The 12,683-nt window shown below is 62.8% G+C and carries 17 protein-coding genes and 1 pseudogene; 15 read left to right on the forward strand and 3 right to left on the reverse strand.

The window, feature by feature from the left end; translation table 11 throughout:
* The first annotated feature begins 1 nt into the window (after position 1).
* From CL52_RS16215 to CL52_RS16225, 3 genes are all read left to right on the forward strand, one after another.
* Positions 2–205, forward strand: a complete 204-nt coding sequence (locus CL52_RS16215) for a hypothetical protein (protein WP_043221801.1) — start codon at positions 2–4, stop codon at positions 203–205.
* Positions 198–584: a DUF6362 family protein gene (locus CL52_RS16220; RefSeq protein WP_043221803.1), complete on the forward strand. Its 387-nt coding sequence runs from the start codon at positions 198–200 to the stop codon at positions 582–584. Before CL52_RS16215 ends, CL52_RS16220 begins: the two co-directional genes overlap by 8 nt.
* A 236-nt stretch (positions 585–820) precedes the next feature.
* A complete protein-coding gene (locus CL52_RS16225) occupies positions 821–2,095 on the forward strand; it encodes a site-specific DNA-methyltransferase (protein WP_235366375.1) in 1,275 nt (424 codons plus the stop codon).
* A gap of 272 nt (positions 2,096–2,367) precedes the next feature.
* On the opposite strand, the gene CL52_RS16230 is transcribed toward CL52_RS16225, so the two are convergent.
* The 3 genes from CL52_RS16230 to CL52_RS16240 are packed head-to-tail and all read right to left on the reverse strand — an operon-like array spanning position 2,368 to position 3,344.
* Positions 2,368–2,823: a DUF3489 domain-containing protein gene (locus CL52_RS16230; protein ID WP_200889402.1), complete on the reverse strand. Its 456-nt coding sequence runs from the start codon at positions 2,821–2,823 to the stop codon at positions 2,368–2,370.
* 46 nt (positions 2,824–2,869) lie between these two features.
* Positions 2,870–3,091: a hypothetical protein gene (locus CL52_RS16235; protein WP_043221806.1), complete on the reverse strand. Its 222-nt coding sequence runs from the start codon at positions 3,089–3,091 to the stop codon at positions 2,870–2,872.
* 46 nt (positions 3,092–3,137) lie between these two features.
* The gene (locus CL52_RS16240; RefSeq protein WP_043221808.1) at positions 3,138–3,344 is read right to left on the reverse strand and encodes a DUF6900 domain-containing protein; all 207 of its coding nucleotides are present in this window, start codon (positions 3,342–3,344) and stop codon (positions 3,138–3,140) included.
* A gap of 355 nt (positions 3,345–3,699) precedes the next feature.
* Here CL52_RS16240 and CL52_RS16245 point away from each other — a divergent pair, with 355 nt between their 5' ends.
* The 12 genes and pseudogenes from CL52_RS16245 to CL52_RS16300 all read left to right on the forward strand — a co-directional run bounded on the left by CL52_RS16245 (position 3,700) and on the right by CL52_RS16300 (position 12,682).
* A complete protein-coding gene (locus tag CL52_RS16245) occupies positions 3,700–4,227 on the forward strand; it encodes a hypothetical protein (RefSeq protein WP_052264583.1) in 528 nt (175 codons plus the stop codon).
* Positions 4,151–6,052: a phage terminase large subunit family protein gene (locus CL52_RS16250; protein WP_063613251.1), complete on the forward strand. Its 1,902-nt coding sequence runs from the start codon at positions 4,151–4,153 to the stop codon at positions 6,050–6,052. Before CL52_RS16245 ends, CL52_RS16250 begins: the two co-directional genes overlap by 77 nt.
* A gap of 18 nt (positions 6,053–6,070) precedes the next feature.
* The gene (locus tag CL52_RS16255) at positions 6,071–6,277 is read left to right on the forward strand and encodes a phage head-tail joining protein (protein WP_043221810.1); all 207 of its coding nucleotides are present in this window, start codon (positions 6,071–6,073) and stop codon (positions 6,275–6,277) included.
* A gap of 2 nt (positions 6,278–6,279) precedes the next feature.
* Entirely contained in the window at positions 6,280–7,797 is a 1,518-nt protein-coding gene (locus CL52_RS16260; RefSeq protein WP_082042020.1) for a phage portal protein, read from the forward strand.
* Positions 7,794–8,945, forward strand: coding sequence for a head maturation protease, ClpP-related (locus CL52_RS16265; RefSeq protein WP_052264585.1), 1,152 nt, complete (start codon positions 7,794–7,796; stop codon positions 8,943–8,945). The genes CL52_RS16260 and CL52_RS16265 overlap by 4 nt, the downstream gene beginning before the upstream one ends.
* A 21-nt stretch (positions 8,946–8,966) precedes the next feature.
* Entirely contained in the window at positions 8,967–9,311 is a 345-nt protein-coding gene (locus CL52_RS16270) for a head decoration protein (protein WP_043221812.1), read from the forward strand.
* 31 nt (positions 9,312–9,342) lie between these two features.
* Positions 9,343–10,348: pseudogene (locus CL52_RS16275) on the forward strand (major capsid protein).
* Positions 10,349–10,358: 10 nt separating this feature from the next.
* Positions 10,359–10,658, forward strand: coding sequence for a head-tail joining protein (locus CL52_RS16280; RefSeq protein WP_043221814.1), 300 nt, complete (start codon positions 10,359–10,361; stop codon positions 10,656–10,658).
* Entirely contained in the window at positions 10,655–11,188 is a 534-nt protein-coding gene (locus tag CL52_RS16285) for a phage tail protein (RefSeq protein WP_043221816.1), read from the forward strand. Before CL52_RS16280 ends, CL52_RS16285 begins: the two co-directional genes overlap by 4 nt.
* Positions 11,189–11,201: 13 nt before the next feature.
* On the forward strand, positions 11,202–11,717 hold the full coding sequence (locus CL52_RS16290; protein ID WP_043221818.1) for a hypothetical protein: 516 nt from the start codon (positions 11,202–11,204) through the stop codon (positions 11,715–11,717).
* Positions 11,714–12,373 (forward strand): phage baseplate assembly protein V, encoded by a 660-nt coding sequence (locus CL52_RS16295; protein ID WP_043221820.1) that lies wholly within the window; start codon positions 11,714–11,716, stop codon positions 12,371–12,373. Before CL52_RS16290 ends, CL52_RS16295 begins: the two co-directional genes overlap by 4 nt.
* A gap of 72 nt (positions 12,374–12,445) precedes the next feature.
* Positions 12,446–12,682: a hypothetical protein gene (locus tag CL52_RS16300; protein WP_043221821.1), complete on the forward strand. Its 237-nt coding sequence runs from the start codon at positions 12,446–12,448 to the stop codon at positions 12,680–12,682.
* Position 12,683 lies beyond the last annotated feature (1 nt).

The following is a 12,683-nucleotide window of genomic DNA, read 5'->3' on the forward strand; positions in this document are numbered from 1 at the left end:
CATGAAAACACCGACACCTCACTACCGCTGCCCCCTGGGGCGCCTGCAGCCCCAGTCGCCCGATCTGGACGCGATCAAGCAAAGCGGCTGGCAGGAGCAGCGCATCCTGGTGGTGCATGCCGATGACAGCCGCCTGGACTTTCTTGAGCAGGAGATCGTTCGACGCATCGGCCAGCGTCTTTACGGAGGGTCTCGCCATGGCTAAGTGGACGATCGACGATGTGGCCTTGCGCTTCAGTCAGGCGGCCGATGTGGCCCGACGTCTGCCAGCGGCTCGAGTCCAGGGGTATTTCAATTGCTGGCCGGCGATCAAACGCGCCGAACATGAAAACTTGGGTGCGGATGACCGGCCACCGGTCTATTTCCCGCCCAGCCCGGAGTCGGTCGATCGGATGCTGGAAGTGATGCGCTGGGTGTTCTGGCTGGAAGAAGAGCAACGGCACCTGGTGTGGATGCGCGCCAAGCGCTACGGCTGGCGGGAAATCGGTATCCGCTTTGCCTGTGACCGCAGCACCGCCTGGCGACGTTGGCAGATGGCCCTGGCCAAGGTGGCGCTGCACCTCAATCTGGAAGATCGATCATGAAATTGCATGAAATCGCCAGCGACTTACAAGGTCTGCGCAGACCTGCGTAACGCTGCGGGTTGAACGCGAAATCAGGCGTGCAACATATCCGCCGGATTGGCGTAGTATTTCAGCTATCTTCTGGACAGAGGTGCGAGGCAAACGCCCACCCTGATCTGGCCACTACCTAACCCCATGAACCCGCCCTGAGCACCATGCTCTTGGCGGGTTTATCATTTCAAGGCTCCCAGACCATCGTGCAAATCGAAAACCGTCCGATCGAGGCGTTGATTCCTTACGCCCGTAACAGCCGCACGCACTCGGATGCCCAAGTAGCACAGATCGCGGCATCCATCCGCGAGTTTGGCTGGACCAACCCGGTGCTGGTCGATGGCAGCAACGGCATCATTGCTGGTCACGGCCGCGTCCTGGCGGCACGCAAGCTGGGCTTCGATCAGGTGCCGGTCATCGAACTGGCGCACCTGACCGAGTCGCAAAAGCGCGCCTATGTGCTGGCGGACAACAAGCTGGCTGAGAACGCCGGCTGGGATGATGAGTTGCTGCGCATCGAACTGGAGGCCTTGCAGGCTGCCGGGTTCGATCTGTCTCTGACAGGCTTTGCCGATGATGAACTGGCTGCTCTGATGGCCGAGTTGGCCGGCAACGAGGGGTTGACCGACGATGACGCAGTACCGGAGGTCACCGACGACCCCGTAAGCCAACCAGGGGATGTGTGGCTGCTGGGTGAGCATCGTCTGCTGTGTGGCGATGCCACGGACCCCTTGGCACTGGAGACCCTGATGGGCAGCGATCTGGCCGACATGGCGTTTACCGATCCGCCCTACAACGTCAACTACGCCAACACCGCCAAGGACAAGCAGCGCGGCACTCACCGGCCCATCCTTAATGACAACCTGGGTGAAGGCTTTGCCGGATTTCTGTCGGCGGCCTGCGCCAACCTGCTGGCCTATAGCAAGGGTGCGGTTTACATCGCCATGAGCTCCAGCGAGCTTGACACCCTGCAGCTGGCGTTTCGCGGCGCGGGTGGCAAGTGGTCCACCTTCATCATCTGGGCCAAGAACACCTTTACACTGGGTCGCGCCGACTACCAACGCCAATACGAACCCATCCTGTATGGCTGGCGTGATGGCGTCGATCACTTCTGGTGTGGTGACCGTGACCAGGGCGATGTCTGGTTCATCAACAAGCCGGTCAAGAACGATCTGCACCCGACCATGAAGCCGGTGGAACTGGTCGAGCGGGCCATTCGCAACAGCAGCAAAACGCGGGACATCGTGCTCGACCTGTTTGGCGGCTCCGGCACGACCCTGATTGCCGCCGAGAAAACTCAGCGCCGCGCACGGCTGGTGGAGCTTGATCCCAAGTACGTCGATGTGATCGTCAAGCGGTGGCAGGATTACACGGGGAAACAAGCAACACGTCTCCAAGATGGGACGTCATTCGTCGAATGCCCAGCTCAGGTGAAGAAAATGGAGATGGCTGTCAGTACAGCTGAGCCGACAAGGCAATAGATTCCGGCTCTGACCCACGATCCCGACAATCGGTTGGCAGTCGCAATGCGTTCGTCCAGTCCCCGAAAGACGTAAATATCGCCTGACTGAACTACAGATTCGATTGACGTAGAAAGCGCGTTCAGTGCAAGGCGCATCTCCGATAAAACTCGATTCAGGCTGTAGGCCAGAATGGTTCCGCCAACCAAACCCAAGATCGAAGCCAACAGCTGAATTGTTTTCGCATCCATAAAACCACCTCAAAGGTGAAAGCGTAGCCCATCGCTTGAAACTCAGTCAGTGTGGTCGATCCGGTAAACGCGTTGGCCATGGTCATCCTTGCTGGAGATCAGTGTCAGGCCCAACTTCTTCTTGAAGGCACCGGCAAAGGTGCCGCGCACCGTGTGTGGTTGCCAGCCCGTGGCCTCAACGATCTGGCTGATGGTGGCGCCTTCCGGGCGCTGGAGCATGGCGATGATCTGCGCCTGCTTGGTGTTCCCCCGGGTGCGTGGCGCGGCTTTGATCGGTTCGATCGAAGCCGTTGGCACCGCCAGTCCCAGCGTCTCGTAAGCCAGGTCAGTGACCCGGTGGGTTTTGCCATCGATTTGAATCAGGCCCTGTCGCAGCAGGCTGCCCAACACCTTGTCACGGGCACCGCCCTTGAGGTTGTCTGGAAACCAGCTCAGTAGGCCATCGGACGACTGGATGGCGGTGTTGAGAATCAGGGTCTGGGTGTCGGTCAGTTTCATGGTCATCTCCTTGTGACGGGTCGGGGTGCGTTGAATTGGGGTGGGCTTACTCGGCGTACTCGCCTTGCCAGAAGTAGGCATCGGTCACTTCCTTGAGGGCGGTGACGTAGCGCGTCACGTCACCCACATGGCCCCAGGTCACCGCATCGGGGCTGACGCCAAAATGGTCATCGCGCATCTGTTGCAGCCGCTGGAGCAAGACGTCGAATTCGCCGGCCTTGGCGATAAAGCTGTCCAGGGCGGTGGGCTTGGCGGTCTGGGTGGTCATGGTTCGGTCCTTTTTGCGGGTGGGTGATCGTGTCTGTATGAACGCTTCATTCGGCCGGCGTAGCAACTCGTTTCTGCGGGGTTTGGCGAGGTTTCTTGCCGGCCTGCTGGCCTGCCTCAAAAGCCGCCTGCAGCGCGGCTTTGATGTTCCAGACCGCCAGGTCATGGAAATCCAGCCGGTCGCTGTTACGCGTGTCCAGGGTCTCGAGCCCGAGGATGGTTTGGGCGATGTGATCGAGCGTCGGGTGGGTCATGGTGTGGGCTCCGGTTGATTGCGATGACCGTATGAACGCTTCATTTGCGGAAGAAGCCAAGTTGAATCTGGCCCCTGTCGCATCAATCCCACGCAGGGAATGGCAGTGGCTCGCAGCGCTTCGCTATTTCATCGCCGGGGACCCTGGCGACCTTGGCCAGTGCGGGGCGGCGGACCCGCGAGATTTGCGCAGGCACAGGCCGCGCTACGGTTTCGCTTCGTGGCTCAGTTCAAGGCGCCACAGGGCCTAGCCGTGAGCCGAGACGAAATGAGTGGCATCGGTATTTCGCTTGAAGGCGAAATGTCGGCGCTGCCGGCCCCACTTTGATTTCACCTTTGCTCACGAGCCACCCTGCATGGCAACTGCCCCCATCGAATCGCTGGCCAAGCTGCTGGATCTCACCCCGCGCCGAGTGCAGCAGCTGGCCAAGGAAGGCGTGATCCCCAAGCCCGCCACGCGCGGGCAGTACGACATCATCCCGTCGGTTGTGGCCTACATCCGCCACCTGCGGGCGGTCGCCAGCGGCGACGGCGGTAATCTCCTGACTGAAAAAACCCGCCTCGCCCGAGCCCAGGCCGAAAAAACCGAAGTCGAGATCGCTCGCCTCAAGGGCGTGCTGGTGCCCGCTGCACAGGTTGAGCGCGCCTGGGCCAGCATGATCGCCGCCGCCCGGGCCAAGTTATTGACCCTGCCGGTACGCGCCACCCCGTTGGTGCTGCCGCTTTCTGAGGAGTCGGCCATTGAACGGCTGCTGACGGACATGGTGATGGAGGCCTTGTCGGAACTTGCTGAGGCCGCCCTTGACGATGATCCAGACCTTGCTAACCCGGGTGCGCTCGCTGTGGCGACCACCCCCGACGATGACGGTGAGCCAATGGGCTGACACGCATCTTTACCTCTCGCCTGAGGACAGTGCGGAGTCCGGCAAGTACCTGAGCGATCGTGCCCCGTATCAGCGCGGCATCATGGATGCGTTCAGCGAACCCGGGGGCGAGGAGGTCGTCATGATGTCCTCGGCGCAGGTGGGCAAGACGCTCATCCTGAAGTCTTTGATTGGCTACTTCATCGATCTCGACCCGTCACCAATCCTGGTCGTGCAGCCCACCATCGAGATGGGAGAGACCTTCTCCAAGGATCGTCTGGCGCCGATGATCCGCGACACCCCAGCCCTGGTCGGCAAGGTGCGCGATGCCAAGAGCCGCGACTCGGGCAACACGATTCTCAAGAAACACTTCCCCGGTGGGCATCTGACGATCGCCGGGGCCAATAGCGCAGCGAGCTTGTCTAGCCGCCCGATCCGGGTCCTGCTCTGTGACGAGGTCGATCGCTACCCACCCTCGGCCGGCACAGAGGGCGACCCGGTCAACCTGGCCCGCAAGCGTACCGCCACCTACCGAGCGCGCAAGAAAGTGGCGCTGGTTTCGACGCCAACCCTCAAGGGGCACAGCCGGATCGAGCGCGCCTGGTTGCAGTCGGACCAGCGACGCTATTTCGTGCCGTGCCCCCATTGCGGCCACCGTCATGTGCTTGAGTGGGCCAATGTGCTGGTCAATGAAACGGACTTGGCGCAAACCGCGTTGGTCTGCCCGTCTTGCGGCGCCCTGATCCGCGACAGCGACCGGCCGCTGATGCTCGCGCAGGGGCAATGGATGGCCCAGTGCCCGCAACACCCGATTCCCGGGTTTCATCTGAATGAGCTCTATTCGCCTTGGCGCAAGCTCTCGGAGATCGCCAGCGATTTCCTGCGCGCCCGGGGCAACCCGGAAGAAGAAAAGACCTGGTGGAACACCGCCATGGGACTGCCCTTCGAAAGCGTGGGCGAGCGAGCCAGTGCCGACCTGCTGGCCCAGCAGCGCGAAGCGTACGCACCGGATCACCTACCGGCAGGCGTGTTGACCGTCACCGCTGGCGTGGACACGCAAAAGGATCGACTGGAAATCGAGCTCGTGGGCTGGGGTGCGGGTGAGGAGTCTTGGGGTATCGAGCACATCGTGCTGCACGGCAACCCGGCGGAACCCGCGCTGTGGCAGCAACTGGATGGCTTGTTGATCAACACCCGTCTGCCCACCGAGGACGGCCGGGCACTGCGTATTGCTGCCTGCTGTATCGACTCTGGCGGCCACCATGTGCAGCAAGTGTATGAGTTCGCCACCCCGCGCGCGGCGCGCAACGTCTGGGCGGTCAAAGGCCAGTTCGGCCCCCGCCCGGTCTGGCCCAAGCGGCAGACGAAGTCCAAAAAGTACCGGGGCCACACGGTGCGCCTGATTGGTGTCGACACCGCCAAGGACACGATCTATGCGCGCTGGCAGGTTGCGTCAGGTAAACCTGGCTACTGCCACTTTCCGATGTCGTATGACGACGCCTGGTTCGAGCAGGCCACTGTCGAAAAACGTGTGACCCGCATCGATGGCAGAGGCAATGAGGTGCGCGCCTGGCAGAAACCCTCCGGGGCGCGCAACGAAGCGCTGGACTGCCGCGTGTATGCCTATGCCGCGCTGCAGGGACTCAAGATCGAGCGCCGCCTGGTGCTGGCCAAACTGGCTGGCGCAGTCATCGAAGGCGAGCGCATGACATCGCAACACGAGCCCGTCGTCGTCACGCCCAACGAGGGCTCGCCTCGACTGAGGCAAGCGCCGGCGCCTGCTGCCGGAACCCACCAATCACCAGCCCGTCGGGTCGCGGCATCCGCCTATCTGCGCCGACGCTGAGCATCAAGGAAATTTTACATGGCCTTTACCCAGGACGACGTGGTCCGGATTGAGCGTGCCGTGGCCAAGGGCGAGCACATCGTGCGGTTTGCGGACCGCACCGTGGAATACCGCTCGGTGCAAGAACTCATCGAGGCCCGCGATCGCATGCTCAATGAGCTCTCGAAAGTTGGCAGACGGCGTGCCCGGCTGATGCGCTTGTTTCATGCAGGCAAGGGGTGGTGATCATGCCCGCGTCCTACCCCTGGTTGGCGCAACGCGGCTTTCTGCTGCCTCAGCGCTTGACCCGCGTGCAAGCCAGCTATGACAGCGCCGGCAACGGTCGTCGCCTGGGCGGCTGGAAGGCGCCCGATGGCGGGCCAAGTTCGGCGTCGCTCGCCGGTCTGCAGCACTTGCGCAACCGATCGCGCGCTGCCACACGCAACGACCCCTATGCCTTCTCGGCAATAGACCGACTGGTGTCGAACACCATCGGCACCGGGATCACCCCCAAGCCGCGTCATCCCGACGATGGCGTGCGACGCCAGTTGCAGGCGTTATGGGAGGACTGGTGCGACGAAGCCGATGCCGACGGTCGCACCGACCTCTATGGGCTGCAGGCGCTGGTTTGCCGGGCGGTGTACGAGTCGGGCGAGTGCTTCATTCGCCTGCGGCCCCGGCGGCTCGAGGATGCCATGGCAGTGCCCCTGCAGTTGCAGGTGCTTGAGCCTGAGTTCGTGCCGCACGACAAGCATGAGCAAGGCCGTGGCGGCAACGTCATCCGCGCCGGCATTGAATACAACGCAATCGGGCAGCGGGTCGCCTATTGGATGTACCGCACCCATCCCGGTGATGGTCCCAATCCTGCATTGAGGTTCAACGATCTGGTGCGCGTCCCGGCCGAGCAGGTGTTGCACATCTATGAGCCGCTGCGCGCGGGCCAGCTGCGTGGCGTCCCTGTTCTGGCACCGGTCCTGGCACGACTGAAATCGCTCGACGACTTTGATGACGCGGTGCTGTTTCGGCAGGAGGTGGCCAACCTGTTTGCCGGTTTCATTCGCAAACCGGCGCCCGAGGACCCGCCGGTCGATCCGGTGACGGGCGCCCCCATCCAGACCGATGCCGATGGTTTTACCCCAATGGTGGGGCTGGAGCCTGGCACCCTGCAGGAACTGCTACCTGGTGAAGAGGTGGATTTCTCCAACCCGCCCGATGCCGGCAACACCTACCCGGACTTCATGCGTCAGCAGCTGCTGGCCACCGCTGCCGGGGCAGGGTTGCCCTTCGAGTTGCTGACCGGCGATCTGCGCAATGTGAATGACCGGGTGATCCGCGTGGTGCTGAACGAGTTTCGGCGGCGCATCGAGCAGCGCCAGTTCGGCGTCTTCGTGCATCAGATGTGCCGGCCCGTGCGTGCTGCCTGGCTGGACATGGCGGTGCTGGCTGGGGCCATCGCGCTCCCTGATTACCCCCGACAACGGCGCGCGTATCTGCGCACCCGCTGGGTGCCGCAAGGCTGGTCCTACCTGCACCCGGTGCAGGACGTGCAGGCCCGGCGCATGGAGGTCCGTGCCGGTTTCACCTCGCGCTCGGAAGTCGCACTGCGCCAAGGCTACGACGCCGAACTCATCGACGCAGAAAACGCGGCCGACATCGCCCGCGCTGATGCCTTGGGCCTGGCCTATGACTCGGATGCGCGAGCCAACCCGCCAGCGCCGACGGCCACGACCAACCCACCCATTTCCAATCTTGAGGAGCCGGCATGAGCGACCTTCCCGAGGCTGCGCCAACGCGCAGCTGGTACCGCATTCAGGCCAAGACTGATGCGGATCAACCGAAATCCATCGAAGTGCTGATCTATGACGAGATCGGGCTGTGGGGTATCAGTGCCGCCCGATTCATCGACGAACTCAAGGCGATGGACGATGGGCAGGCCGCGATCACGATCGCCATCAACAGCCCGGGCGGTGATGTGTTCGATGGGTTTGCCATTCATAACGCGCTGCTGCGTCTGGGTGCGCGCTGCACCGTGCGCATCGACGGCCTGGCCGCATCGGCTGCCAGTGTCATTGCCTGTGGCGGGCATCAGGTGGTGATGGCGGCCAACGCCATGCTGATGATCCACAACCCGTGGACCTTCACCTACGGCAGTGCCCACGACCTGCGCAAAACCGCTGACATGATGGACAAGGCGCGCGACGGCATCCTGGCGGCCTACCGACGTAAGGCTCCCGCCATCGAAGACGCCACGCTCATTCAGATGCTCGACGAAGAAACCTGGTTGAGTGCCGATGAGGCCTTGGCGCTGGGCTTGGTGGACGTCATTGGCGAGGCCGTGGCTCTGCAGGCCTGCCGGGGCACGACCAATGTCCTGGCGCGCTTCAAGCATCCCCCCGAAGCCTTGCTGGCAGCCAGTGCTGAGTCGATTCCCAAAGCTGAGTTGATTCCCGAAGAACCAGCCCAGGCACCCGAGCCACAGCCAGACCCGACCCGGCTCGCACGCAACGCTGCGCGTTTCTCTCAGGCTTGCCTGGCCTGTGGGTTGGCTGATTTCACTGAGGAGTTGCTGATGAACACCCCCCTTTCCGATGACGACGCGGTGTCCGCGCAGATTGAGCGTCTGCAAGCGATTCGCACCCTGTGTGCCAGCGCCCGGTTGCCGGAACTGGCTGCCGACTACGCGCGTTCCGGGCTGAGTGTGGAGGCCGTGCGTGCGCGGCTGTTTGATCGATTGCTGGCCGCGCAAGGCACTGTGATCGACAACAAGGAACCGCCCATCATCCCCGAGCCCAAAGCAGCGGCCAGTCCGAACACGAGCGCCATCTACGCCGCGCGCAAGAAAAAGCCCAGCCGCCCGGCGGCCGTCAAAACGGCCACGCCTCAGGCGCCCATCCCCCAAGCACCCACCCCTTAATCGTCACCTGGAGCACACGCCATGAACATCCAAACCGAGGCCGTCCACACGGCTGAATTTCTTCTCTCCGAGGGCAACCGCGAGATCTCGCGCGAAGCCATCACGGTCGCTGCCGGTGACGCGTTGCCTGCCGGGCAGGTCCTGGGCATCCAGACCGCCTCTGGTCATTACGCCGCCTACAGCCCGGCCGCCACCGACGGCACCGAGGTGGCAGTGGGCATCTTGCACGCTGCACTGCCCGCATCGGCAGACGTACGCAATGGCGTGGCTTTCGTGCGCCTGGCTGAAGTCGCCGCAGCGCGTCTGATGGGGCTGGATGCCGCCGCGATTGCCGATCTCAAAACCCGTCACCTCATCGTGCGCTAACCCACGTGCCCAACTCATTCATGAGACTTCCATGCCCCTGACTCTCGACATCTTTAACGACGACGCCTTCGGTGTCGCTTCGCTCACCGCTGCCATCAACAACCCGCCCGAGGGCCAATATGTTCCCACGCTGCTCGACAGCCTCTTTGAGGAAGAAGGCATTACCACGACCTCGGTCATGATCGAGCGCGATGGGGATGCTCTGGCCCTGGTCCCAGCCAGCGAACGCGGTGCACCGGGTGACGTGACCGTGGGATCGAAGCGCGACATGATCCCGTTCTCGACCCTACACCTGGCCACCACAGGGGCCATCAAAGCGGACGAAGTCCAGGGCGTGCGGGCCTTTGGTTCTGAGTCGCAAACCCAGACAGTACAGAACCTGGTCACCCAGCGCCTGCTCAAAATGCGCCAGCGTCTGGAAGCGACCCTACGCTACCACCGTTTCGGTGCGGTCACCGGCAAGATCTACGACGCGGACGGTTCGCGCGTCCTGCTCGACTTGCACCAGCGCTTTGGTATCACCGCGCAGTCGGTGGCCATGGCACTGGGCACCGAAACCACCGACTTGCAGCAAAAGATTCGCGATGCCAAGCGCAAAAGCGAGGATGTGATCGGCGACTCGGGCGTGATCACCGGTTGGCTGGGCATTTGCGGTCGTGGTTTCTACGATGCCTTTGTCGGCCACGCCACTGTGAAGGCAGGCCTACGACCGCTGGAACGATGGGCAATTCCTGCGTGACGATCTGCGCAAGGGCTTCACCTTCGGCGAGGTGACCTGGAAGGAGTTCTACGGCAAGGTCGGCAGCATCAGCTTCATCGGAGAAAACGATGCCTATCTGATCCCGATCGGTGTCTCGGAACTCTTCATCACCCGATATGCGCCGGCCGATTACATGGAGACGGTCAACACCATCGGCCTGCCGCTCTATGCCAAGCAGGAGCTGATGCGCATGAACAAGGGCGTGGCGCTTGAAGCGCAGTCCAACCCGCTGAACCTGTGTACCAAGCCGCGTGCGGTCATCAAGCTCACCAAGTGATTCGGCTGACATGCAAGACTTCCGTGCCCTCGGCAATGAACTGGATGCCAGCGTGTTCGATACCTTGGCTGATCAGGCCGATATCGCTGCTCGCCCCGTGCGGGGGATGTTCTCTTCCCCGTGGCTCGCCCCCCAGGTGGGGCGCTTGGATACTGGCCTGATTGAGCCGCAGCTCATCGTGCGCGATCTCGATGCGGTTGATGTAGCCAGGGGCACGACCTTGAGCTTTGATGGCCAGACGTTTGAGGTCGTCGGGATCGAGCCGGATGGCACCGGCGTCACGGCTCTGATTCTGAGGCCCATGACATGAGCACGACCCTCAAAGTCGATATCGATGTGGGTCAGGTGCTGGCCCTCACGCAAGGCCTCACCGTCAACGCGAGCCAGGCGGCCTGGCGGCGCACCCTGCGCAAGACCGGGCAGTGGGTCAAAAGCCAGACCGCCAAGGCGGTGAGCGTTGAGACCCGTATCCCGCAAAAGCTGCTGCGCCAGCGCTTGTATTTCTTTCTGCGCTCGCGCGACAGCGGCAAGGTCTGGCTGGGGCTGAATGCCATCGAAGCCCACCGCCTGGGAAAGCCACGCCAGACACGCACCGGCATCTCGGTGGGGCGCCATCGGTTTGATCAGGCGTGGCAGATGCGCAAGCGCTCACCCGACGGACCTCTGTATCGCCGTACCACGCAGGCGCGTCGCCCCTATGAGGTGGTCAAGGTGGACTGGACCGGACCCGGCGAAGCGGCATTTCGACAAGCTGCCGAGCGCGCCGAAGAACGTCTGCTGACGGTGCTGCGTCAGGAGGTGAACTACGAAATTCACAAGGCGCTGGCCAAGGCCCGCTGAGGATGTAAACCCCATGATTGATTCACTTGCCCAATTGCACACCGCAATCGTCAACGGCCTGCGCGCCAAGCTGGACGGGGTGCCCACGGTTGAGGCTTATCCGGTCTTGCAGCGCCGCATCGGCCTGCCTGCCGTGCTGGTGGAACTCGCCGAGATGGAGCCGGGCGAGGATCCGGGCAACGGCGCCACGGCACTGATTGGCCGGTTTCAGGCCCGGGCGATTGTTGACCCCAATGCGGCCCAGGCCGATTTGCAGGTGCGTGAATTGGCAGCGCGGGTTGCCGTGGCGCTGACCCATGAGACCTGGGGCCTGCCGATCACCATGGCGAGTCTGGTTCAGATCGGGGACGACGCTTTCAAGCCCGAACTCGATGGGTACCTGGTCTGGGTGGTCGAATGGACCCATGAGTTTCATCTGGGCGAGGCGGTCTGGCCCTACGCGGATGAAAGTGGTCTGGCCATCTGGGTGGGCTTTACGCCAAGTATCCAGCCTCCTGAGACCTATGAACCCCTGACGGAGGCGCCATGAGCGACGCATACGCGATTGGCGAACACGATCGCATGATCGCCGCCATGCTGCAGGCAGGCACCATCGACGTCGTTGATCACAGCGCGGCCCGGGCACGGGTGCGCATCGGCAACTGGGTGTCGGCCTATCTGCCGTGGCATGTGCCGGCTGCCGGTGCAGTGCGGATCTGGCGCGCGCCCTCGGTCGGTGAACAGTGTCTGTTGATTTCACCCTCGGGCATGCCGGAGGCCGGGTTCATCCTGCCAGGCTTTTACACCACCACGCACGGCCAGGCGGATAACCGGGACCATGTGACGGTGATCCGCATGCCGGATGGCGCGCAGATGCTCTACGACTGGCAGGCAGGTGCATTGCTGGTTGAGGGCACCCAGAGCGTGACCGTGAATAACGCCACCACCGTGCTGATCGACAGTGGTGGCCCGGTGACGGTCAAGGCCCCCAGCGTCACGCTGGATGCACCCGAGACCACGGTCACCGGCAATCTGACGATTGGCGGCGCGCTGGCCCAGGGTATGTCGGGCGGCTCGGCTGGCGGCAACGCTACCTTCGGCGGTCAGGTTCACGCACAAGGCGATGTCACTGCCGGTGGTATCAGCCTGCAGGGTCACACCCACACCGAACAAGGCGACGGCGCGCCAACGAGTGCTGCCCGCTGATCCTTCATTCACCCCAAAAACAAGCCCGTCCCCGTTCGCGCTGGACGGGCTTGTGCGTTTCAGGAGCGCCACATGGCCAAGATCGACAACAAGCCCACACCCACACCGATCTCCACCCCGGATGAGAAAAGTCCCTCAACGGTGACCTACCGCGACCTCGCATTCAAGAGCCGCACCTTGGTGCTGGCCGATGGCCGCAACTTTGCCGTTGCGCAGGGTCGCATTCAGACCGGCGACTCCGCCCTTATCGCCTTTCTGGAAAAACACCCGGAGTTCCAGCGCGAGTTTGATTCGGCCGCCGGGGCTTGAA

The organism is Stutzerimonas balearica DSM 6083 (assembly GCF_000818015.1).
GTDB classification, from domain to species: domain Bacteria; phylum Pseudomonadota; class Gammaproteobacteria; order Pseudomonadales; family Pseudomonadaceae; genus Stutzerimonas; species Stutzerimonas balearica.